This is a genomic window from Vibrio hippocampi, assembly GCF_921292975.1.
Taxonomy (GTDB): Bacteria; Pseudomonadota; Gammaproteobacteria; order Enterobacterales; family Vibrionaceae; genus Vibrio; species Vibrio hippocampi.
This window is the reverse complement of the sequence record NZ_CAKLCM010000002.1, coordinates 335,458-358,853: the sequence shown is the minus strand read 5'-3', so window position 1 is coordinate 358,853 and position 23,396 is coordinate 335,458. Positions and strand designations below refer to the sequence as shown.

The following is a 23,396-nucleotide window of genomic DNA, read 5'->3' as shown; positions in this document are numbered from 1 at the left end:
CTAATCTCCCGTTCTTAACCTCTGCTATCTACCTTTTGGGTTAATAGTTTCCCTCAGTGACGTCAACAGAGCCAGCAGCTTAGCAGTTACCTGCTTCACCGCTCACCCCATTGTCTAAGCCTCTAGACCAAACGACTTATCGGTGGTCTAGAAAGCTCTTGGTCTAAGGTAGTACTTAGCCTAGTAGGCTTAGAGCAGCAGATGGAGACTGCTTAGCTTGAGCAAGAATAGACGTACTTGCTTGTTGCAAGATTTGGCTCTTCGTCATCGCGGTGGTTTCTTTCGCGTAATCAGTGTCTTTGATTCGGCTGTTAGAAGCATTCACGTTTTCGTTGATGTTACTTAGGTTATTGATCGCGTGGTCAAAACGGTTTTGGAATGCACCTAAAGACGCACGTTGAGAGTCAACATTCTTAAGCGCACCGTCGATGATAGCCACTGCTTCTTGAGCGCCCGCAACCGTTGTTACGTCGATATCTTTAACGGTAACATCTTTGCCTTCACCTAAATCGAGTTCAGTCGCTAGAGAACCACCAAACTCAACAGCACCTTCCACTTTTTGCGTAGAAGCAAACAATTGCATTTTGCCATCTTCGCCCACAGAGGCTTTTACATCATCACTTTGACCGTTGATGTAAGTCGCAAGCTGCTCAATGTCATCGCCTTCTTTCGCAGAGATAGACAGCTCAACCGCTTCACCTTGCTTGTTGGTGTAGCTCATGGTTAGGTCAGCGCCTTTGCTCACTGCCCAATCTGCGCCTTTACCTTCTTGTGCTGCGTAGCTCTTGCCGCCCATGTCCTTGTTGTCAGAACGTAGGTTGCCCATGCTTAGCTGTACCGCTTCGCCTGAGTCAGCACCGATTTGGAAAGACTGAGTACCATAAGTACCGTTAAGTAGGCGGTTGCCACCGAAAGAAGTGGTTTCAGCAATACGGTTTAGTTCGTCGTTAAGTGCAGTGACTTCTTCTTGAATCGCGACACGCTCAGACTTTGAGTTTGAACCGTTAGAAGATTGAAGTGATAGGTCACGCATACGTTGCAGGATGTTAGTACTTTCATCCATTGCACCTTCTGCGGTTTGCGCGATAGAAATACCGTCATTCGCATTCTTCACCGCCATGTCTAAACCACGGCTCTGTGACGTCAAACGGTTAGAAATTTGTAGACCTGCAGCATCGTCTTTTGCGCTATTGATTTTATAGCCAGAAGACAAACGCTCCATTGATTTTTGAGTACCTTCCGCAGCATTATTTAGATAACGCTGAGCGGTCATTGCAGATACATTGGTATTTACATTAATTGCCATTCTGATCTCCTTAGGCATATAGGTTAGTGGCCGCCGTGTCTCTCACCTCACATTGGCACACCTAATTTCATTTCTCTCAATCCCTTTAACGGCGATTACTAGAGAAGCTTTAGGAAAAAAAATGGATTTTTTGGCAATTAATTCAATTGATTGATGACTTGTGACTTCGATCCAAAAACAAAACCAGAGCCGAAGCTCTGGTTTTTATTGGTAATCTGTTTATTTTGTAATCTCGTTTTATTGGTACTACGAGCGTTATACGTAATACGAGCTTTATCGGTACTACGAGCTTTACGAATAATAAACGCTAAAACGATTAGCCAAGTAGGCTTAGTGCCGAGTTTGGTGCCTGTTTCGCTTGCGCCAAGATGGAGCTTGATGCTTGAGATAGGATCTGGCTCTTCGTCATTGACGTTGTTTCTTTCGCAAAGTCGGTATCTTTGATACGGCTCTTCGATGCGTTCACGTTTTCGTTGATGTTATCTAGGTTGTTGATCGCATGGTCGAAACGGTTTTGGAATGCACCCAGCTCCGCACGGTGGCTATCCACATACTTTAGTGCTGCATCAATAATCGCTACCGACTCTTGTGCACCACCCACAGACGTCACGTCGATGGTATCAACGGTCACCGCTTTGCCTTCACCCATGTCTAGCTCACCAGCAAGACCGCCTGAAAAGCTCACTGCGCCGTCAACTTTGTTGTTGCCTGCGAACACTTGTAGCTGACCATCTTCGTTCACTGACGCTTTGACTAGGTCTGTTTGACCGTTGATGTACGTCGCCAATTCTTCGATATCGTCGCCCGCTTTCGCGTTGATTGTAATTTCTTGCTCTGCACCGAAAGAATCTGTCAATGAGATAGTCAGGTCGTTAGCACCGCTAGCCACTTCCCAATCTTTACCTTTGCCATTGACCGCTTGATAGCTTGCGCCACCCATCATTTCGTTGTCTGAACGCATATCACGCAGGCTTAGCATCACCGCTTCACCATTGTCAGAGCCGATTTGGAAAGATTTGGTGCCGTGAGTACCGTTCAGTAGACGGTTACCACCAAAAGACGTGGTTTCTGCAATACGGTTGAGTTCGTCGTTCAGTGCAGTCACTTCTTCTTGAATCGCAACACGCTCTGATTTTGAGTTTGAACCATTTGATGATTGCAAAGACAGATCACGCATACGTTGTAGAATGTTGGTGGTCTCGTTCATTGCACCTTCTGCGGTTTGTGCAATCGAGATACCGTCATTGGCGTTACGCACCGCGACGTCAAGACCACGGCTTTGAACGTTCAAACGGTTTGAGATTTGTAGGCCCGCTGCGTCATCTTTTGCGCTGTTGATTTTGAAGCCAGAAGATAGACGTTCCATCGACGCGTTTTGCGCTTGGTTTGCGTTGTTTAGGTAACGTTGAGCGGTCATTGCCGATACGTTAGTGTTTACATTTACAGCCATTGTGTTTCTCCAATTGATTTTCCGGTGTAGCGGTTTCCGACGTCTCGGAAAACCAAGTAGTTCTCTCAAAGTTACTTCGTTTAACGACTCAGCCGAAAAAACCTTTAGAAAAAAACGGAAAAAAATCAGAAAAAAACGTCACTTGGCCAAGTTTTAATCAAACAGTTCAGTAAAGGCAATTTGTTGCTAAAGTTAATCAAAATCACGCCGAAAACATCCGGTTTCACGGGATTTTTAACTCGATATTTTAGCCCCGAAATCATCCAATAAAGCCAATCACTCCCATTAGGATTCCGCCATAAAAAAGGCCGCTTGATAATCAAGCGGCCAACAAAAGCGTATTTTGCTCAACACTATTGGTCGAGAATATCTTTCACTACATTAAAAACATGCTTGTTTTGGAAGTAGCTGCCATCTGCGCCAGTATGGCGGTAGTGGTTTGGATAGTTGTCATCTTTGCCGATCACGTAGTCAGCAAAACGTTCGCTGTCCATTCCCTTGGCATAAAAACGTACCAACTCATTAGTATGAGAGCCACTGTAATATTTCACTTCTGGCATCTGTTCTTTGGCTGTCATCGCGACAGGATCATACACCGCTTGGTCAGACGACGCGCCCAGCACAAACGAGTTACCATGATCGGTGGTGACAATCAGCAAGGTTTCATCCCAGTTGCTATTTTCTTCCACCCAATCGTACGCCGCTTTTACTGCGTCATTGAAGTCGACTTGTTCTTCGATAATTCGCGCTGTATCGTTGGCATGCGCCGCCCAATCCACCGCGCCACCTTCAATCATCACAAATAAACCCTTGTCATTTTGGGACAAATAGTTGAGCGCTCCAGTTGTCATTGTGGCAAGGCTAGGAACGTTTTCAACATAAGAACATGCAAACGCAACAGCAGCGTCCTCATCGGAACAGAGCGTACGTGACTGCTGTAATGTCGCGTTGTTTTGTACTAGACCAATCAAAGGACCCGATAGCATTTCTTCATCGGCTGATTGATTGGCTAATGCCTCAAAACTGTCTTTAGAATCAATGAAAGTCCATGCTTTTTGATGAGTTTTCGATACCAGTTCACCCTGTTGCAACGACTGCCATGACTGCGCTTCAATGTAACTATAATCGGCCTCTTGCGACTCACCATTTTCATCAAACAACGGATGACCCGATCCCATAATCAGATCCAAATGACCGTTATTCAGAAGATCGGAGCCAATAACATCGGTATTGCTACGTGAAGTATTGTTGGCACCAAACACCGCCGGTGTAGCGTGGGAGAACTGAACGCTGGAGACAATACCCGTGGCAAGTCCATGATCTTTGGCATACGCCGTGATAGGCAGCAAGGTATTGCCACAGTTATCAACGCTAATCGCCCCATTATAAGTGGACTCACCGGTCGCGAATGCCGTCCCAGACGCCGCTGAATCGGTATAATTGGTGTTGATATATTCGTAGGCTTCGAAGGTTAAATTAACCTCGTTAGCGTAAATGGTGATAGGCAACTCCCCATACATAACCACCGAACAGCCCATTCCTTGCTCTGGATTAAGACACAGTTCATGAGTCCCGGTGACGTCTGAATAAGCGAGAACCTGCATCTGGGTAAATGTCGTCGCATCGGTCGCTTTATCGCTTGCCGCTTGTTCAGGATCGTAACCAAACCCTTCAGCATACGTGGATGCGTCACAGTTTTCGCTGGTATCAGGTGCAGAGTTGCCATTGAGGGCATAGGTACTCATTGCGTAACGCGTATCCAGCGCATTGTAGGGATAAGTGTCATTAAGCAGTTCGCCATGTTGCCAAAAGCTCGCAATATCCCAAGCGCCATCACTGGCACCATCGGTAATCATAAGAATGATATTTTTCTTGGTCGACGTTTCTAGTTGCTGTTCCGTCGCACTATCGTCACTGTTACAGCCAGCTAATAGTAAAGATGAAGCCACGGTTAATGGTATAAGACGTTGATACAAGTTCACGTTAGTGTCCTTACTTGATTGAAATTGCCTCCAACCTAAGTAAGCGATATGACTTTTTTATTAAAATAAATCGAAAACTGGAATTACTGTATAAATCACCCTAAAACCGACAGGACACCAGACCCGTTAGTGTAGGTAAATTCTTGATTGCTAGCAGGAAAAATATGAAGAAATGAAACGAAAATGCATTGCGTGGGTTTATGTCGATTGGCAAAACACGCTAGATAACAAACAAAAACCGCAAATTACAGACGAAAAAAAGCCCCTTTTCCTTTGAGAGAACTGGGGCTGGTTGGAAGCCTGCCTGTGGAGATCAGAGAAATGAACACATTCCGGCTATCCGACATACTTAGCTTTAGTTATCAGGCAGGGTGAGAGAGAGAGCCCTCAAACGCCGACTAAGTATGCTTGCCAAGTAAAGGTTACTATTGCCACGTCTGGCGGAGTAACATTCACTTAAACCTGTCATGGCTGACTACGATTATTGTAGTAAGGACATTGCAGAGTTAGGCAACTGTTTAGCTTGTGCAAGAATCGAGGTACCAGCTTGCTGCAAGATTTGGGCTTTCGTCATCGCCGTGGTCTCTTTAGCAAAATCGGTATCTTTAATGCGGCTGTTTGACGCATCCACGTTTTCTTGTACGTTGGCTAAGTTGTTAATGCTGTGACTTAGGCGGTTTTGTTTTGCACCTAAATCAGAGCGCTGTGAATCCACATAGCGTAACGCTGAGTCAATCACAGAAATTGCGTTTTGCGAGCCAGCAACTGACGTCATATCAATATCTTGAACCGTCGTTTGCTTGCCTTCGCTTTTTATACCGAGATCAGAGGCAAGACCGCCTGAAATCGACATAGCACCTTCAAGGTTAGGCTCTGCTACAAAGATTTGTAGTTCACCGTTATCACCTACAGAAGCATTAATCATATCAGATTGACCGTTGATATAACTGGCCAACTCTTCAATATCGTCACCTGCTTTAGCAAAGATATCAATACTGATTTCTTCGCCAGCTTTGGTCAGGAATTCAAACTTAAGGTCGCTGTTCTCTTGATTGACTTCCCAGCCTGCACCTTTACCATTTTCAGCGGTGAAAGTAGTGCCGCCCATGCGGTAATCATCGGCACGGATACTGGTTAGTCCCATAATCAAGGCTTCACCTGAGTTAGCACCAATCTGGAATGACGCATCACCAAATGTACCATTAAGTAGACGACGACCACCAAAAGAGGTTGTTTCTGCAATACGGTTAAGTTCTGCTTGCAGTGCATTCGACTCTTCGTTGATGGCAGTGCGCTCAGCAGCGGTATTGGTGCCGTTTGAAGATTGAATCGCCAAATCACGCATACGTTGCATGATTGACGTTGACTCATTCATTGCCCCTTCTGCAGTTTGAGCAATCGAAATACCATCATTGGCATTGCGCATTGCCACATCCAAACCACGAGATTGAGCGGTCAAACGGTTAGAAATTTGTAGACCGGCAGCGTCATCTTTTGCGCTGTTGATCTTGTGACCAGATGAAAGACGTTCCATTGACGTATTCAATTCATCTGACGCTTTATTCAGGTAACGCTGAGCGGTCATCGCCGAGACGTTAGTGCTTACTGTTACTGCCATTTTGCTCTCCTAAATGAGTTCGCAAGCGTTCAAGTTGGATTGCGAAACGGTCAGGCATACTTCTTAGCAGAAGCACTGACCGTCAATATCCACCTGATACCCCGTATCAGGGGGAGTATCTTTCGTAATAACTTTGTTCTGTTCACCTCTCGCCTCTCTGCGCTAGGCGGCAAACAAAATTGCTATGCTTAAGTTAATACAATATGCGTGCCAAAATACAAATAATTATTAAATGTTGTTTTAAAATGATATTTTTCAATATCTTATCAGCAATTCTTGTTTTTAACCCTTTGCCTTTTATTGTATAAGCGGCAAGCAACTGTTGCCGCTGTTTTACTCAGTGACGTTTACTCAGTGCCGTTCTTCTCAATGAGATTGACTCCATGAGTATCCGTTCAATGTTGCCTCTGCTCGGATGGCATCGCACATTCGGCAACCGAGGCTTTAAACATCTGCTCTGTTGCCATCAAAAATCAATGGCAAAGAAAAATCGACTATAAAAAAATCGACTATAAATAGTTAAACAGGGTTAAATCTTTTGTCTTACCAAACGCAAGCTGTGACGCCTGCAGCGCTCGTGAGTTTTCTTCAAACTCAATCACGGCTTTTGCATAATCCAAATCTTCAAAGGTACTTTTTGAACGAGCCAGCGAGATTTTAAAATCTTCATGCTGGACCTCTTGTACATCTAAGGTATTCAATTGTGTACCGACTTCTGTTCTTGCTTGGGTAAGGTGCAAGAACGCTTGCTGAAATCGTTCCGTAACCTGGTGTAAATTGGCCGTTGCAGACGCATCTGAGACTTCTTTGTCCAGATTGATCTCCGCATCGCGAAATGCCTCAAAGATGCTATACGTCGCTTGCGGTTTGAGTTCAACGACATCGCCCGCTGTCACCTGCCCGGTAAGCTCGACAGTTAACCCGTTATAAGTGACACCTTGGGTCGGCTCATAATCACCGGCATCCACGACCGAACCATTACGCTCTAACTGGTAGCCAAACTTTTCGTTACCCATGTCGACAAACGTCACGCGGTAACTGCCGTTATCATTGCCGCTGCTATTGGTCGCTTTTTGCAGCAGTAACTCAGAGCCGCTCTGCAATTTATAGTCCGCTTTATAATCGCCCAGTGGGTTGGTGATATCCATAAACAGGCGATCACCTGGCATGCTGGTCGGCACTTCTAAACTGTTCGATATTTTCATGCGACGGTGATAACCATCTCCCTGATAAGTGATGTCTCCATCGGCATTATGAAGGAAAGGTTGGGTGCTGCTCTTGGTGCCGGCAAACGTGTAGTTGCCTGACTCGTCTTGTGCATTGGCAATCGCGATAAAATTACGCGCTATCTCTTTCATTTCTTTGATATGCGCGTGGCGATCCGTCATAGACAATGCACCGTTGATCGATTGCATCGTGATGCGTTTCGCCTGATCGGTAAACTGCTCCGTTTCTCGTAACATTACTTCCGATTGCTCTAAACGGTTACGTGATAGAACAATGGCGTCGCCATACTGATCAAGCATTTCCGTCTGCTGGTTCACTTTCTGAATATAGTGAGTCGCCAACGGATCATCCGACGGTTTTTGCAACTGTTTGCCGGAAGCTAACTGCGCCTGATTATGGTGGATCTTGTTTTCTTGGTTACGCAAATCGTTTTGTACGCTTTGGTAGTTATGAAAACTGGAAATTCGATTTAACATCATCCCTCACCTACCTTAGTGCCAAAATGGCATCAAACGTTTCATTCGCCGCCTGCATCACCCGCGATGACGCCATATACGCTTGCTGAAACTTCATCATATTGGCCGCTTCTTCATCAAGGTTAACCCCAGATATCGAGGCAACACGACTTTGCGCCGCTTCATGTTCAAGCTTGGCGACTTCCTGCAAACGAGTCGCCGTCGAGGTTTTCAATGCCACGTCGGTATTTAGGTTGTGATAGAGCTCGATGAGGGTGGATTCGCCTTGGTTTGCCACTTTGCCGTTTTGCAGCTCTAATAGCTTACGCAAGTTGCCGTTATCGCCTTCTGATGGGTTTAAGTTGGCGGTGAATTTGTCATTCGCCAACGCCCCTTGCGACAATTCGAATGTCGTGCCTAATACCGTAACGGGTTCTAGCGGTGGGTAAGGCTGTGGAGTCAACAATACATTGCCCGACTTATCCGTCACGGCAAATTCCTGCCCGGTTGGCGAGATAATAATTTCAAACTCTCGCAGTTGTCCTGCGGAATGAATGGTAAATCTAGCACTACCCTGAGCTTCTGTGGTCGAAGCCTCAAAACTGTGAGTGGCCAACGTGCGAGGGTCCGAGGTCGCCATCTGCAATTGCGCCGCACCATTACGCGTTGGACGAATCAGTAACTTCTCGCCCACTTGTGGCGGGTTGCGCATATCAATGACCATGCCATCTAAGTAGAAAGCTCGACCGTCAATGTTGAGGTCCATCTTGTCCACTTGACCGTCCGGTTTAGTGACCAAATATTGGCTGCCATCAAACTTAAGGCTGTACTCTCCACCAATAATTTTGTCGGGATTGGCGATAAACACCGCAACATCCGCTTGTGATGCGCCCTCTTTTACGACTCGAGAAGTCGCAAGATGATCACTGTTCACATCAACAAAAATATTCGCACCGACTTGACCATCAAGGTCAAGACCTTGGTTTTGGAGTTTGTTGACTTCAAACGCGAAAGTCGTAGCGAGACGGCCCAGTTCATCATGGATATAAGGTAATTCTTCATCCCGGAACTTGAACATGCTCTCTAACTTTCCGCCAATTTCAGTGGAATGTATCGGCTTAATCGCCCTACCTTCAACCATAGCTAAGCGGCGTTGGTGAACGTCGGGCGAGCCTTCGATCATCTTCAACTGGCTCGCTTCAGAGCCGGCAACAAGGGTATGACCATTACCAATATGGACGTTAAATCCGTCCTCATGCTGAGTAGGCGTGATGGTGACTTTGGTGTACTGAGACAACTCACGAATGAGCTTCTCATGGTTATCCATAAGATCGTTGTGTGGACCCGGCGTTCGCATCATTAGACGATGAACATCACGGATCTCCATAGCTAACTGGTTGACGCGTTCAATACCCATATTCAACTTGTCATTGGCGGTATCCGACTGCTGTCTGATCGTTTCGTGAAAGTTGTTCATGGTTTGGCGGACAAGATTTGCCTTCTCCAACACAACCTTACGAGCACCGACATCATTGGGGGTATCGGCCAAGGTTTTCACCGAGGAAAACCAATCATTCAGAGTTTCAGGGATTTTTTTCGATGCTTGAGAAGACAACATTCCCGACATCACATCTAGATTGGTCAGATTCTCCTCGCGACTATGCATCTGCGTCGTCGCCATGTTGAGTTCTTTGACGGCAAATTGATCCCATGAGCGGCGAACATTTTCCACATGCACGCCCATACCGTAGGTTTGTCCACCATACATACGAGGATCAGAGGTGCCTTGAATCACAGATTGCCGGCTGTAACCCTCTGTATTTGCATTAGAAATGTTATGACCCGTTGTGCCGAGTTGTCTCTGAGCTGTTAGCACACTTTGTGTACCCAAGTTCAGAAGATCTGACGCCATATCGCCCCCAAAAAACACTATAATTGCGTAATAAATTGATTAATTACACGTTCTTAGTAAGAGTAAAGCAATATGTGTGCCAAATAAAAATAGTTCAGATGCAATGTATTAAAAAGAGAGAATTTCAATGGTAAGAAAGAGGGGCTTCGTTTCTAAAAGTAAGCCGAGGTTCGAAAAGTAAACTCTTACCAACAACAGCAATACTCCAAATTCAATGTCGAAGTAATCCAGAAGTTCTGAGTTTATATAGCAATATTAATACCATATTCAAAATCAACAGCAGTGGAAAATAGATCATATTATTGGAAATCACATTCCACACCAACATGTGGTGATCGTTAAAGTAAAAATAGACCAAATATATAAATAGAATAAACAGATTGTGAATTCCGTGGCAGATAATGACCGCGAAAAATCCAAATTTTAAATAAATATAGCAGAGAAAAAAAGAAGCAACTAAAGCAGATATCATATTATTATGGATTAAAGCAAAGCATACGCTGCTAATAACAAACGATAATTTTATCGAAGTCGTTTCACTCAAGCGTTGAAACAGAGTCTTTCTAAAAAACAATTCTTCTAAGATAGGATAAAGCAGTCCGTGTAAGATCATCGAGATAACCACAGATGACCACTGTACACCATGTTCATCTACTGCAAAAAGTGGCTTATCACTATTCATCATGATCAAATTATAGTCATCAATCACCATGCTACTTATCGTGCTAACTATAAAAGCGACTAAGACTGAGCTTGTTATAAAAATGACAACCATCAATCCGAAGTCACAATATCGTTGCGAAATTTTATTAGTGGTCGTTTGAGGGGCGATAATTTTATATGCTAGTAATGCACAAAACAAATGCACTATATAATAATAAGCGTGATAAATGTGGTTAATTATTTTGGAGTACTGAAAGTATATAATATCAAAGAGAAAATATGAAAAGCTCTTCTCCGAAAGATAAGCGCAAAAGTAATAGATTAAGAAGACCACCGTCAACTTAACTATCACTAACGAACGGCTATCTATCGTATTTAATCCTTGATTACCCGAAGAATTCATATAATTTTACCCGTTTGAACATGAAAATCAGTTGTTTAAACTTCAGGCTACAATATATATCTGCAAACGCCAATCAAATGAATATTTTTATCTCTTACTACAAACCATATCAATACGATTTGGTAGGGTAAATATCATTATTCAAAAATTAAGCGACCAGAATGGTCGCCTAATCAGTTCCTATTGACTCATCTGGTCAATTTTGTTTTTGACCCTGAGCACCTTATCGGCGTAGCTTGGGTCGGTGGCGTAGCCGGCACTATGAATATCACGGATAAACGCTTCCGAACCCTGATTGCGATTTAACGCGGTTTGGTATCTTGGGTTGCGGTTCAAAAACTCCACATAGTCATTAAAGCTCTGTTCATAAGAGTCATAAGAACGGAACGCGGCGCGCTCTTGGACTGGAATGTTTTGATGATATTCCAAAGTCTGGGTGGCGACTTTATCCCCTTTCCAACTGCGGTCTGCTTTGATGTTGAATAGGTTATTGCTGCTACCCTGACTATTGACGATGACCTTCTTGCCCCATCCGGTTTCAAGCGCGGCTTGAGCGATCAATAACGATGGTTCTACGCCTAACGATTTCGCCGCTTTATCAGCATAAGGCTTCAATGAGGTAACAAAAGACTCTGGGGAGTCAAAGCTGATTGTTTTTGTTCGCGCTTTAGGGGCAGTTTGAACAGCAACCGGAGCCTCTGCCATGTGCGCGACTTTTGGTTCGGATTGATTTAAACCCAGCTCTGCGGCACGGCGACGTGCCTTTTTATAGTCGTATTGATCGGAACGATCAATATCAAACGCTTGGTTACGGATCTGTAACTCTCGGTTAGGCTCAAAATTTTCAGGCGCTGCTTTTGCTGCTCCAAGCTGAGCAACAATCATATCTGCTAAGCCGAGAGAACCTGAGGCGCTCAGCTCACTGGTCATCTGCTCATCGAGCATCTGGCGATAGAATTGACCATTTTGGTCATTCATCAAATCCGACTCGAAGTGCGTATTGGCATCACGCATTGACTTGAGCATCATGGAGGTAAAGATCGACTCAAACTGACGGGCTGCTGCTTGCAGTGCCGCTTTGTCGTCTTCTTTATCACCGCTTACCGCTTGCTGACGAAGCTTATCTAAGCTACTGATATCGTGAATAAAGCCGATGTCTTGAGAGTTATTAACCATAGTGCTACTACCTAGATAACGATCAGTTGGCCTTCAATAGCCCCTGCTTGTTTTAATGCTTGCAGTATTGCCATGAGGTCAGAGGGTGCCGCACCGACTTCGTTTACCGCCCGTACTAAATCGTCCAATGTTAGTCCAGGTTCAAACTTGAACATCTTACCTGAGCCTTCATTGACTTGGATCTCTGAATCTGGAGTCACCACGGTTTGACCGTCAGAGAACGGTGCTGGTTGGCTCACGTTGAGATTTTCTTTGATTGCCACCGTCATACCGCCATGAGTCACGGCCGCCGGTTTTAGTTTCACATGCTTGCCGACCACAATAGTGCCGGTGCGTGAGTTAACAATGATCTTAGCGCCACTGTCTGCGGTGCTAAATTCGACATTCTCGATAGCAGAAAGAAAAGCGACACGTTGGCTTAAATCACGAGGGGCGCGCACTTTTACTGAGGTATTGTCGAGGGCTGTCGCCATTTGTGGACCTAAGAAGTCGTTAATCGCGTTCGCCATATTTTGTGCCGTGGTAAAGTCGGACTCAAGCAAGTTAAAGGTAATGTGGTCACCACGAGAAAATGGGCTTGGCACTTCACGTTCAACACTGGCACCACTAGAAATCATGCCGACTACTGGGTTGTTACCGACAATCTTAGAACCGTCCAAACCTTCGGCGCTAAATCCGCTCACGACCAAGTTACCTTGAGCCACCGCATACACTTCACCATCCAGACCTTGTAAGAAAGTCTGCATTAAGGTGCCGCCACGGAGACTTTTTGCCGCACCGATTGAGGAAACGGTGACGTCAATTTTCTGCCCCGGTTTCGAGAAAGCCGGTAAGTCTGCCGTTACCACGACCGCCGCAACGTTCTTTGACTTAGGCTTAAAGCCAATCGGCATCTGAATCCCGAATTTTTCCAGCATTGAGCGGAAACTCTGGTCTGTGAACGGCGTTTGCTCACCTGTACCCGGCAAACCAGTCACTAAACCATAACCGACCAGTTGGTTACTTCTGACTCCGGCAACTTCTGCCACGTCTTTTATACGTGCCGCCTGGCTGTTTGCCGCTACTAAAAATAGCGACAAAAGGAAAAATGTGATTTTTTTCATAACGTTACCTATAAAACGAAACAAGCCCTCTGTTGAGAGGGCTTGCCGCGTTATGTTCGTAATATCCTCTGCTAGAGAGAGACATTAAAGAATCGTGCCAAGAATCCAGGTTCCTGCATATCTTTTTGAGTTCCAGTGCCAGAGTATTGAATTCTTGCGTTGGAGATGCGGTTGGAGGCAATGGTATTGTCGAAATCAATATCGTTGGGACGGATTGTGCCACTCAGGCGAATATATTCGTCGCCGGTATTCAATGTCAGCCATTTTTCACCACGGATCACGAGGTTGCCGTTTGATAGCACTTCAATCACTTCAACGGTAATGGAGCCCGAGATACTGTTACTTTGGTTTGCTGAGCTATTACCAGAGAAGTTGTTGTCACTTTGTAGATCGTACGAGAAGTTATAGCCACTCACTGTCATCTCTTGTCCACCTACGGCGATAGGGTCCATGGAGGAGTCATTCGATTTTGACAGGTCAGCGTCGGCACTTTTTGCCGCTTTGGTGGCTTCGTTCAACTGAACGGTAATGATGTCACCGACTCGGCGTGGCTTGAAATCATCATACCAATTGCGTGCGTAGTGAGTATTGAACAGAGAACCTGTTGCCGCGGCATAGTGCTCCGGTTTGGCTTTTGGATGAATTGGCGCCCATGCTGGATCGTCAGCCACCGGATCGGTGCGACCGCGCATGGTGTCCACGAGACCGGTTGAATCAGATTGGGAGAGATCGCCCTCAACCGCATCGACAGTGGTGGTCGAATCGACCACGTCATCAATGGTTTCGGGTGGGTTGAACTGCGCACAACCTCCCATCACTAACATCAATGTGGCTAGTACTAGCTTCTTCATCACATATTACCTTTCAACTATTTACCTTGCCGCTATTGTCTTACTGTTGTTTCAACACAGCTATTTTGTCAGAGCTATTTTGTCAGAGCTATTTCGTAAGAGCTATTTCATCAGAGCTATTGCGCTACAGCGATAGCTTTACAGCTTAAAGCTGCTGGTTGGCGTAGCTCATCATCTTATCAACCGCAGAAATCACTTTAGAGTTCATCTCATAAACACGCTGTGCTTCGATCATGTTGACGAGTTCTTCGGTTACGTTCACGTTCGAAGTTTCTAACATTGATTGACGGATTTGACCGTAGCCATCAAGCCCCGGGACGCCCTCGGTTGGATCGCCACTCGCACCAGTTGGTAGATACAAGTTTTGACCAATAGGCTCAAGACCGCCTGGGTTGATAAAATCGACGGTAGTAATATTGCCCACGACTTGGTTTTCTTGTTGACCACGTAGACGCACAGACACTTCACCATCCGTACCTACGGTCACAGAAATCGCATCTTGTGGGATGGCAATTTCTGGCTCCAACGCATAGCCCGCGCCTGAAGTCACGATCACGCCTTCGTCGTTAAGGGTAAATTGACCGTTGCGGCTATAACCGATGTTGCCATCTGGCATCAATACTTGGAAGAAGCCATCGCCTTCAATCATCATGTCTAGGCTGTTACTGGTCGTTTGCGCGTTACCCGCCGTATGGATTTTCTGCGTTGCCACGACTTTGGAGCCGGCACCCAACATCAGACCCGAAGGTAATTCGGTATTCTGAGAAGATTGCCCACCCGCTTGATTAATATTTTGATAAAACAGATCTTCAAACACCGCTCGGCTCTTTTTGTAACCGACGGTCGAGGCGTTCGCTAGGTTGTTAGAGATCGTTGAAATATTAGTTTGTTGAGCATCTAAGCCCGTCTTACTTACCCATAATGCCGGATGCATGGTATTCCCCTATCATTTAACCCATACGCAGTAGAGAATCGGACGCTTTATCCATCTCTTCTGCGGTACTCATCAATTTAACTTGCATTTCAAACTGGCGCTGTAAATCGATAAGCCCAGTCATTTCACCAATGGTATTGACGTTACTGCCCTCTACCGCACCGGTCATCAGTTGCACTTGTGCTGATGCCTGATAAGGCATTTGCGGCACTTTGTTACGGAACAAACCGTTGGTATCTTTGAACAAAGATTGGTTATCCGTATTGGTCAATTTGATGCGATCTATCTCTTGCATCTCGTTAGCTGGCGCGCCCTGTGGGATCACCGAAACCGTACCATCTTTACCAATTTCTATCTTACTCAATGGGATCGGCAGCGTAATCGGTGTGCCATTTTCACCCAGAATCAAGTGACCGCGGTCATTGGTCAGCAGACCGTTTTGGTCCACTTTCAAACTGCCATTACGGGTCAAACCTTCTTTGCCATTGTTATCAAGCACGGCAATCCAACCCTGTCCTTGGATAGTGACATCCAAATCACGACCTGTGGTCACCACGCTGCCTTGGTCAAAGTTATAGCCTGGACGCTCTGTCATGCTAAACACGCGTGATGGCATGCCGTCACCGTAAGCCTGCATTGAGCGAGCTTGCGCAAGGTCAGCTCGAAAGCCAGGGGTACTCGCATTGGCTAGGTTATTAGCACGCATTTGTAGAGCATGCATATTTTGCTTTGCTCCACTCATCGATAGATACAGGGCACGATCCATTGGTCACTCCAAGATTCAAGGTACACCACTGATAAAGCAAGCACCGTGCCAAAAATGAAACTGGCTATTTATCAATAAGTTAAAGTTAAATCGTGGCAACAATAGGGGGAATCATTTGCCTAAGCGGCAAGCTGGAACGGCAAGGGGGAGATAAAAAAGGAAGGGTAATGCCGTTTTTGTTACCCACGGCAATTACCCTTAAAGCTAGACAGCATTGAGTCTGCCAAAGCCGACTCAATCTGTTAATTAGCGGATTTGTAGAATGTTTTGTTGTACTTGGTTGTGAACATCCAGCGCACGTGAGTTCGCTTGGAAGTTTCTCTGGGCAGAGATCAGGTCAACAAGCTCTTGAGTCATATCAATATTCGATTGCTCAAGCGTACCATTGTTAATCGTACCAAATGATCCCTTATTCGACTCACCCCAAATCTTCGCACCTGAAGCGGTGGTGGAATCCCATTGAGTGCCGCCTTTTTTATCAAGACCTTGCTCATTAGGAACACGAACCATGGCAACACGACCAAGGGTGACGTTTTCACCATTTGAGTAACTGCCTAGCACGTTACCTTTTTGGTCAAAATCAATCTTCGTCAAGAAACCTGTTGTGGCACCATCGTCTTTAAACGATGTTAGTTCAAACGGCGCTGCATATTGAGTGGCGCTGTTCAAATCAAAGTTCAGTGTTTGGTTAGGATCTGAACCTTGCAGGTTAATTGGGGTTTCACCCGAACCGAGTGCTTCGGTAATCATTGGGTTGCCGTTGTTTAGGCTCGCTAATGATCCATCACTATTAAAACGCACCGTGTGACCAACGTGACCCGTTGGTGTGGTTGCATCACCACCAGAGATATTCACTGGCTTTTCACCTTCGGTATCGGTGACGGTGTAATACGTATTCCAAGTGTTGGTTTGAGTCTGATCTTTCAAATAGTAAGTCGTTAACTTGTACGACTGACCCATAGAGTCATGAATAGTCGAAGACGTTGAACGGTTAAACGTATCTGGATCGTTGTAGTCAAACTGCAGCGGATCTTTCGCTTGATCGTTAGCTGGAAGGTTGACGCCGACTTCAACATTCGCACTCTGTCTTGGCTTACCAAACTCAGGCGGAATATTGATTGGCTTTGCTTCGTACGACACGACTTGGTCAGTATCAGGGTTTACATCATAGCCCAGCAAGAACTCATCGTTAGAGGTAACCATGTAACTGTCTTGATCAAGATGGAAAGCACCATTACGTGTTAATTCGTTCTGATCGGGAACAAAGCGGTCTTTAGATACGGCAAAAAAGCCAGTACCACTGATACGCAGATCCATTGGGTTATTGGTATAAATACTCGAACCTTCATGGAATTGCTGTGCCACTTTTTGTGCTTGCGCACCGCCACCAGGCGTGGTTTTAGCATTGGTAAACAATGACTTAGAGTAAACATCACCAAATTCAGCACGCGACTCTTTGAAGCCGAAAGTGTTAGCGTTGGCAATGTTGTTACTGGTCGTGTTTAAGTCTAATTGAGCAGCGGAAAGGCCACTTAAAGATACATATGACATTCTAATCTCCTAATTTAGCTAGCAGCGATGCTTGTTTAAAAGCAACTATGCTTTGCCAACTTCTAGTACTTCAGCTAGTCGAACTGGGTTCTCGAAGCCAGCTAAATTGAGTAATACATTTCCATCACCTTTGCCGAGAAGTACGCTGTTGACGTTTGCATAAGTGGAAACCTCAAACTCTTTACTCTCGCCTTCAAGTAGACCTGAGGCTTTCACCTTATATCTACCTTCAGGTAACGCATTACCACGGTCATCTTTGCCGTCCCATTCAACCCGTGCATCACCCGCAGGTTTTGCGCCAGCACTAAAGGTACGAACCAGTTGACCTGCTTCATTTTCTACACGAACAAACACTTCGTTCATGGCTTGTGGCAATTTCACCATTGCCGCCATGCCCTTATCCGCTTCTTTTACCCCTGCAGCGCCAGGTACGAGTACATCGCGACCAACCAGAGAAGAAGCTTGCAACGCTTGGTTAGAGGTCATCGAAGAGTTCAAGCTCTCAAACTGGCTATTCATCTTGCCGATACCGTCAACCGTTGCAAACGAAGCCATTTGGGCGATCATCTGATCGTTACCGACTGGCTTGAATGGGTCCTGCTGAGCCAACTGTTTAGTAAGCAGTGACAAGAAATCTTCTTGCTTGAGTTCCTGCTTACCTGTGGATTCATTAGGTTTGTTTTGTTCTTGCAGTTTTTTCAGTTGGTCAACGTAGGATAAACCGCCTTGACCAACATTGTTGATTCCAGACATCTGCTCTCTCCTATCTCTATTGACCCATACGTAAAGTACTTAACAACATCTGCTTACTCGCATCCGCTACCTGAACGTTTGTCTGGTAAGAACGAGAAGCAGAAATCATGTTCGCCATCTCTTCCATCACGTTGACGTTAGGCTTGTAGATATAGCCTTCTTCATTCGCTAATGGGTGATCTGGGTTGTACTCTGCGTTTAAGGGTTTATCGCTCTCTACAATGCCAAGCACTTTGACTGGCACCGTATGATCGCTGTTGTAACGAGCTTTGTTCAGCTCAGCGCCAAACACAGCATGACGAGCTTTATAAGTCTCTTTTGCTGAGCTGCTGACACTGTCTGCATTGGCAAGGTTACTTGAGGTCGTATTTAGACGTACTGACTCTGCACTCATCGCGCTGCCGGTAACGTTAAAAATATTAAATATACTCATCTAAATTACTCCCCTTTAATTGCCTTGGTCATATTTTTGAACTTGCCGCCTAAGAAATCGATTGATGCTTGATGTCTTAATTGGTTTTGCATAAACAAGTTTCGTTCTAAGTCCACATCGACGGTATTGCCGTCGCCGGTGTCCGGTTGAGTCGGCAAACGGTAAAGGGTTTCCCCTGGCGCTGCCGAGGTGGCAGAAATATGCCGTCCATCTGTACGACTCAAACCAAAGCTTGTTCCAGAAGTTGCCATTTTTAATGCGCGGTCGAAGTCCATCCCTTTTGCCTTAAAGCCCGGTGTGTTGGACTGAGCAATGTTGGTAGAGATAACTCCTGCGTTCTTTTCACGTACACCCACGGTGTGCTGATGAATGCCTAACGCGTTATTAAAAGAAATGGCCATTAAAACCTCTTAGTTCAAAAATAGTGCCTGTTTTGCCGTCTGGCAAAGCTTTGCGGCATTGACGATATAAACAAAGCAATTATCAAGCCAACATCGGTAGAGCGGTTAAATTTGTCTTGCTGCGATTTTGTCTTGTCGCGATTTTGTCTTGCTGCGATATCGTGTTATCGACAATTCTTCTCAAGATAGATTTGCAAAATGCAGACCAAGTTTTGGTTTAGGCATGAATCTAGCCGTGAAAGAGAGGTAAAAAAATACCACTCGCGATGGAGTGGTATTGATTGGGCTTGGGATGGCGAAGTAAGCACGCGCCTACTTAAGTTTGTAAATGATCCCTGGATTACAGCGCACCATCTCAAAATGATCCGTTAATCCGGTCAATGATTCCGATGCGCCGAGCAGCAAGTAACCACCTGGATTCAAGCTGCGAGCCATCTGATTGAGAACCTTCGCTTTCATTTCTGGCGAGAAGTAAATCAACACGTTTCGACAAAAAATAATATCGAACTTACCAAGTAATGCGTACGAGTCCATCAGGTTCTGAGTACGGAAGTTCACCATGCGTTTCACATTGTCTTTGATCTTCATCTTGCCATCGGTTGTTGGCTCGAAGAACGCACGTCGTCGCTCTGGTGATAAACCTCTACCCAAGGCGAGATTGTCATATTCACCGACTCGGCACATATCAAGCATCGTATTTGATATGTCTGTTGCAGTGATGGACACACTTGGCAAACCCGGACGTTTTAATTGAGTTTCTAGAACGGTCATTGCCATCGAGTAGGGTTCTTGACCTGAGGAACTGGCTGCAGACCAAATTTTTATTGGGCGCTTATTTGCCGCCATTTCCGGCAATAGTTTGTCCGATAACAAAGTAAAGGGATAACCATCCCTAAACCAAAGGGTTTCATTCGTTGTCATCGCATCCACTGCAGCAACCCTGAGATCTCTCATTCTTCCCGTCGCAACCTCTCTCAGTAGCTCCGATAACGAAGACAAACCAAACTTGGCAACCAAAGGACTCAGTCGACTACGAACCAAATATTGTTTACTGTCTCCCAGCACGATGCCGCACTGGGACTCAAGAAAACGGCTAAAATCACGATACTCTTGATCGCTAATGGTAATCGCTGTCATTCACTACTCTATCATGCTTACAAATGGCAAAGTGCCATTCAATCTATTCGTTACTGCTTGAAGTTTATTCGTTACTTCTTGCCGCCAGAAATGGCCGTTTTCACCGCGGTGCCAAGCTCATCTGGGTTAAACTTAGCGATAAATTCATTCGCACCTACACGCTCTACCATCGCTTGGTTAAACACGCCACTCAAGGATGTATGCAAGATAACGTGGAGATCTTTGAGATCGGGATGACGGCGAATTTCTGCCGTTAGCGTGTATCCATCCATCTCTGGCATCTCAATATCAGAAATAAGCAACGAGATTTGGTCTCGGATATCCCCTTCTGCCGCCATTTCTAACAGCTTATTGTAGGCCTCTTTGCCATCTTTAACCAAGATAGATTCAAAGCCGATAGATTCAATCGCGCGCTGTACTTGCTTACGTGCGACTGCCGAGTCATCCGCAATCAAGATGCGTCTTACGATTTTCTTCTCTTCTTTTTTCTCAACTTCAGCGATTTGTGACATCAGTTCGCCATTCATCGCTTCATCGACAGGAGAGATCTCAGCAAGGATCTTTTCTACGTCGATGATCTCAACCAATTCATCGTCAATATTGGTGACAGCGGTGAGGTAGTTTGAACGTCCAGCGCCTTCAGGAGGCGGTAAGATCGACTCCCAGTGCATGTTAATAATGCGCTCCACCGAACTGACTAAGAAGCCTTGCACGCTACGGTTAAACTCAGAAATAACCACAAAGCTATTTTCTACGTCTGTAGTAGGACGCCCACCCACCGCTAAGCTCAGGTCAATGACAGAAATCGTCTGTCCACGAATGTGAGCCACACCTTTAACCAAACGGTGTAAATTTGGCATGGAGGTAAGCCTAGGACATTGTAAGACTTCTTTTACTTTGAATACGTTAATGCCGTATCGCTGTCGCCCCATTAGCTTGAACATCAGCAGCTCTAGGCGGTTTTGTCCCACCAGCTGTGTTCTCTGGTTTACCGAATCTAAGATACCGGTCATAACTTCATCTCCATTTCAAACTTTTAGGCTAAAAAGTGATACTCTACACAGGTAGCTAGGAACCCGAGATACCTTATGATGCATTGTAAAACATCTTTTTTGATCATATCCAGTCGCAAATCAGGAAAAATGTTTCACTTAATTCCCTTATTTATCGTCTGCTATTTAATTTTCTTTAGCGCATTTACGCATGCCGCTACCATTGAGCAAATAGAAAATATTCAAAAGGCTGCCGAAGGTCATGTTTTAGATACCATTGACGCGCCTCGTGGCGGTGAAATTGTGGCAACCGCAAGCCGCTTGGACACCAGAGTCTTTGCAACCGACTGTCCGACTATCTTACAGACTTCTTCGTCGAATACTCGTCATACCAGCAGTAATATAACGGTATTGGTTGAGTGCCCACAGGACAATTGGCGTATTTATGTTCCGGTTAAGCTCTCCATTTCCGCTCCCCTTGTTGCGACCACTACTTCATTAAGTCGTGGAAGTATTGTGGGACCGCAAGATGTGACCTTGACCATGGTCGAGCAGAGACGTTTTCGGCGACAAGGCTTTACCGATCTCGACCAAGTGATTGGTTCAAAGTTAAAAAAGAACCTACAAATTGGCGACATCATCGAGCGCAACGACGTATGCGTTGTGTGCCGCAATGAAAAGGTGGTAATAAAGGCGGTCAAGGGCGAATTAGCCATCTCAACCAAAGGCACGGCTTTGAACGATGGGGCGAGCGGCGATCAAGTCAGGGTGAAAAATGACAAATCTCAACGTATAATTGAGGGAATTGTTACTGGTGTCGGCGAAATTACCGTTAATTTCTGATTTTTTTCTAAAGGTTTGTTTCACATCGTCGATACACCATGTATAAAAGCAAACCTTGCAATCATTTTGTGGGGTGTCACCATCCATTTTTATTCACTGATAGATAGGGGCAACCTTATGTATCTACATTTGAAGAAGGCTTAAACTATGGCAGGCATTGATAATATTCGTTCTGGACAGACACTGGCGACCACCAGTCGTACTGCTGCCCGTTCGGAAAATCGTAGCGATAACAGCTTAGACCAAGTTTCAACCTCATCAGCACAACAAGATGCAGTCACGCTTAGCCAAGGCGGCAAAGCGATTGGTCAAATGCATCAACAGATGGCCGCTCAACCTAGCTTTGATTCAGCAAAAGTGGCTGCAATCAAAGAAGCAATCTCAAATGGCTCATATTCCGTCGATGCCGAAAAGCTCGCTGATAACATGATGAAATTTGAAAACGAATTCGGTGGGCTAAGATAGTCCGCTGATTGATCGTCCGTTGATTGATAGGTAAACACCATGGCCGCTCTGGTTGATTTGATTGAGTATCAACTAAAAAATGCAAAAGCGCTTTCGATTCTTCTTAGTGAAGAAACGAAGGCGATTGCTGCGCGTGAGTCATCAAAAATAGAATCCATTGCCAAAGACAAAATGGCACTGATTGCTCAGTTGCAACAAACCGACCAGCGTTTGAGTCAACACCAAGATATTGAGCGACTCAAAAGCGAACCTCATCTTGCCCAGCAAGTGGCTGATATCCAGTCTGTCATACTCGACTGCCAACAGCTCAATGACATCAACGGTCAAAGCCTACAGCGTGCTCAACTTAGCTTTAACAAGCTAAACAACTTAATGCAGCAGAGCCATGGCAAGGTCGGTATGACTTACAATGCCGGTGGTCAAACGCACACGCTGTCTACCCTAGGCACCAATATCAAAGCCTGATAAACCTGATACGCGGCAAAGACAAAAGAAAACGGCAAAGAACATTCTTTGCCGTTTTTTTATCTATTCTCTAAAACAAGCTAACTCGCTTCTTCTCACTGACGGTCTGGATTTCTCCGTAGTCACGCAGTCTGTCCATCTTATCAATATCGAGGACAAGCTCAGTCACATAGCTGTCGCCCACTTTGTAGCTGCGAACCACTTGAGCGCCACGAATCACACCATCCACCGCGCCCGATGTTAATTCAACGCCTAGGCGTTGGTCTTGCAGATCGGCTCTTGCGGATACACGCAGTCCATACACCTGTTCAGCTAATTCACGATAGGCATCAATTTTTGAAGCACGCATCGCACGGACTTGCTGCTCGCCTTCATTCTTGCCGCTCTGTTCGCTGATGCTCGCATAGCCAACGGCGGTCAAAGTATTTTGCTTCATTACACTGATCGGCGCACAACCCAGCATAAGCAGTGACACTAGCGTGGCAATTAAAAGTCTCATCATTACACTCC

General features: G+C 45.4%; 22 protein-coding genes. 3 read left to right on the top strand and 19 right to left on the bottom strand.

What is annotated here, in order from left to right:
- Positions 1-175 precede the first annotated feature (175 nt).
- From L9Q39_RS04110 to L9Q39_RS04030, 18 genes are all read right to left on the bottom strand, one after another.
- Positions 176-1,306, bottom strand: a complete 1,131-nt coding sequence (locus tag L9Q39_RS04110) for a flagellin (RefSeq protein WP_237483854.1) — start codon at positions 1,304-1,306, stop codon at positions 176-178.
- A 316-nt stretch (positions 1,307-1,622) separates the two neighbouring features.
- Positions 1,623-2,756 carry a flagellin gene (locus tag L9Q39_RS04105; protein WP_237483853.1) on the bottom strand — a complete coding sequence of 378 codons (1,134 nt, stop codon included), beginning with the start codon at positions 2,754-2,756 and terminating at the stop codon, positions 1,623-1,625.
- Between the two features lie 353 nt (positions 2,757-3,109).
- Positions 3,110-4,738 (bottom strand): alkaline phosphatase, encoded by a 1,629-nt coding sequence (locus L9Q39_RS04100; RefSeq protein ID WP_237483852.1) that lies wholly within the window; start codon positions 4,736-4,738, stop codon positions 3,110-3,112.
- 481 nt (positions 4,739-5,219) lie between these two features.
- On the bottom strand, positions 5,220-6,356 hold the full coding sequence (locus L9Q39_RS04095; RefSeq protein WP_237483851.1) for a flagellin: 1,137 nt from the start codon (positions 6,354-6,356) through the stop codon (positions 5,220-5,222).
- Positions 6,357-6,865: 509 nt separating this feature from the next.
- Positions 6,866-8,059, bottom strand: a complete 1,194-nt coding sequence (gene flgL, locus L9Q39_RS04090; protein ID WP_237485498.1) for a flagellar hook-associated protein FlgL — start codon at positions 8,057-8,059, stop codon at positions 6,866-6,868.
- Positions 8,060-8,069: 10 nt separating this feature from the next.
- Entirely contained in the window at positions 8,070-9,950 is a 1,881-nt protein-coding gene (gene flgK, locus L9Q39_RS04085) for a flagellar hook-associated protein FlgK (RefSeq protein WP_237483850.1), read from the bottom strand.
- A 211-nt stretch (positions 9,951-10,161) separates the two neighbouring features.
- Positions 10,162-10,632, bottom strand: a complete 471-nt coding sequence (locus L9Q39_RS20685; RefSeq protein ID WP_354004651.1) for a CPBP family intramembrane glutamic endopeptidase — start codon at positions 10,630-10,632, stop codon at positions 10,162-10,164.
- 564 nt (positions 10,633-11,196) lie between these two features.
- On the bottom strand, positions 11,197-12,192 hold the full coding sequence (gene flgJ, locus L9Q39_RS04080; RefSeq protein ID WP_237483849.1) for a flagellar assembly peptidoglycan hydrolase FlgJ: 996 nt from the start codon (positions 12,190-12,192) through the stop codon (positions 11,197-11,199).
- An 11-nt stretch (positions 12,193-12,203) separates the two neighbouring features.
- Positions 12,204-13,295, bottom strand: a complete 1,092-nt coding sequence (locus L9Q39_RS04075) for a flagellar basal body P-ring protein FlgI (protein WP_237483848.1) — start codon at positions 13,293-13,295, stop codon at positions 12,204-12,206.
- Positions 13,296-13,366: 71 nt separating this feature from the next.
- Positions 13,367-14,146 (bottom strand): flagellar basal body L-ring protein FlgH, encoded by a 780-nt coding sequence (gene flgH, locus L9Q39_RS04070; protein WP_237483847.1) that lies wholly within the window; start codon positions 14,144-14,146, stop codon positions 13,367-13,369.
- A gap of 145 nt (positions 14,147-14,291) precedes the next feature.
- Positions 14,292-15,080: a flagellar basal-body rod protein FlgG gene (gene flgG, locus L9Q39_RS04065; protein WP_237483846.1), complete on the bottom strand. Its 789-nt coding sequence runs from the start codon at positions 15,078-15,080 to the stop codon at positions 14,292-14,294.
- 16 nt (positions 15,081-15,096) lie between these two features.
- The gene (gene flgF, locus L9Q39_RS04060; RefSeq protein WP_237483845.1) at positions 15,097-15,846 is read right to left on the bottom strand and encodes a flagellar basal-body rod protein FlgF; all 750 of its coding nucleotides are present in this window, start codon (positions 15,844-15,846) and stop codon (positions 15,097-15,099) included.
- Positions 15,847-16,092: 246 nt separating this feature from the next.
- A complete protein-coding gene (gene flgE / locus L9Q39_RS04055; protein WP_237483844.1) occupies positions 16,093-17,397 on the bottom strand; it encodes a flagellar hook protein FlgE in 1,305 nt (434 codons plus the stop codon).
- 45 nt (positions 17,398-17,442) lie between these two features.
- Positions 17,443-18,150 carry a flagellar hook assembly protein FlgD gene (flgD, locus tag L9Q39_RS04050; RefSeq protein ID WP_237483843.1) on the bottom strand — a complete coding sequence of 236 codons (708 nt, stop codon included), beginning with the start codon at positions 18,148-18,150 and terminating at the stop codon, positions 17,443-17,445.
- A gap of 16 nt (positions 18,151-18,166) precedes the next feature.
- Entirely contained in the window at positions 18,167-18,583 is a 417-nt protein-coding gene (flgC, locus tag L9Q39_RS04045) for a flagellar basal body rod protein FlgC (protein WP_237483842.1), read from the bottom strand.
- 5 nt (positions 18,584-18,588) lie between these two features.
- Positions 18,589-18,984, bottom strand: a complete 396-nt coding sequence (gene flgB, locus L9Q39_RS04040) for a flagellar basal body rod protein FlgB (protein WP_237483841.1) — start codon at positions 18,982-18,984, stop codon at positions 18,589-18,591.
- A 312-nt stretch (positions 18,985-19,296) separates the two neighbouring features.
- Positions 19,297-20,121, bottom strand: a complete 825-nt coding sequence (locus L9Q39_RS04035) for a CheR family methyltransferase (RefSeq protein WP_237483840.1) — start codon at positions 20,119-20,121, stop codon at positions 19,297-19,299.
- A gap of 71 nt (positions 20,122-20,192) precedes the next feature.
- On the bottom strand, positions 20,193-21,134 hold the full coding sequence (locus tag L9Q39_RS04030; protein WP_237483839.1) for a chemotaxis protein CheV: 942 nt from the start codon (positions 21,132-21,134) through the stop codon (positions 20,193-20,195).
- Between the two features lie 129 nt (positions 21,135-21,263).
- Here L9Q39_RS04030 and flgA point away from each other — a divergent pair, with 129 nt between their 5' ends.
- The 3 genes from flgA to L9Q39_RS04015 all read left to right on the top strand — a co-directional run bounded on the left by flgA (position 21,264) and on the right by L9Q39_RS04015 (position 22,886).
- Entirely contained in the window at positions 21,264-21,956 is a 693-nt protein-coding gene (gene flgA / locus L9Q39_RS04025; protein WP_237483838.1) for a flagellar basal body P-ring formation chaperone FlgA, read from the top strand.
- A 147-nt stretch (positions 21,957-22,103) separates the two neighbouring features.
- A complete protein-coding gene (flgM, locus tag L9Q39_RS04020) occupies positions 22,104-22,421 on the top strand; it encodes a flagellar biosynthesis anti-sigma factor FlgM (RefSeq protein ID WP_237483837.1) in 318 nt (105 codons plus the stop codon).
- Positions 22,422-22,460: 39 nt separating this feature from the next.
- Entirely contained in the window at positions 22,461-22,886 is a 426-nt protein-coding gene (locus tag L9Q39_RS04015) for a flagella synthesis protein FlgN (RefSeq protein WP_237483836.1), read from the top strand.
- 70 nt (positions 22,887-22,956) lie between these two features.
- On the opposite strand, the gene L9Q39_RS04010 is transcribed toward L9Q39_RS04015, so the two are convergent.
- Complete coding sequence (locus L9Q39_RS04010) at positions 22,957-23,385, bottom strand: LPP20 family lipoprotein (RefSeq protein WP_237485497.1); 429 nt, start codon at positions 23,383-23,385, stop codon at positions 22,957-22,959.
- Between the last annotated feature and the right edge of the window lie 11 nt (positions 23,386-23,396).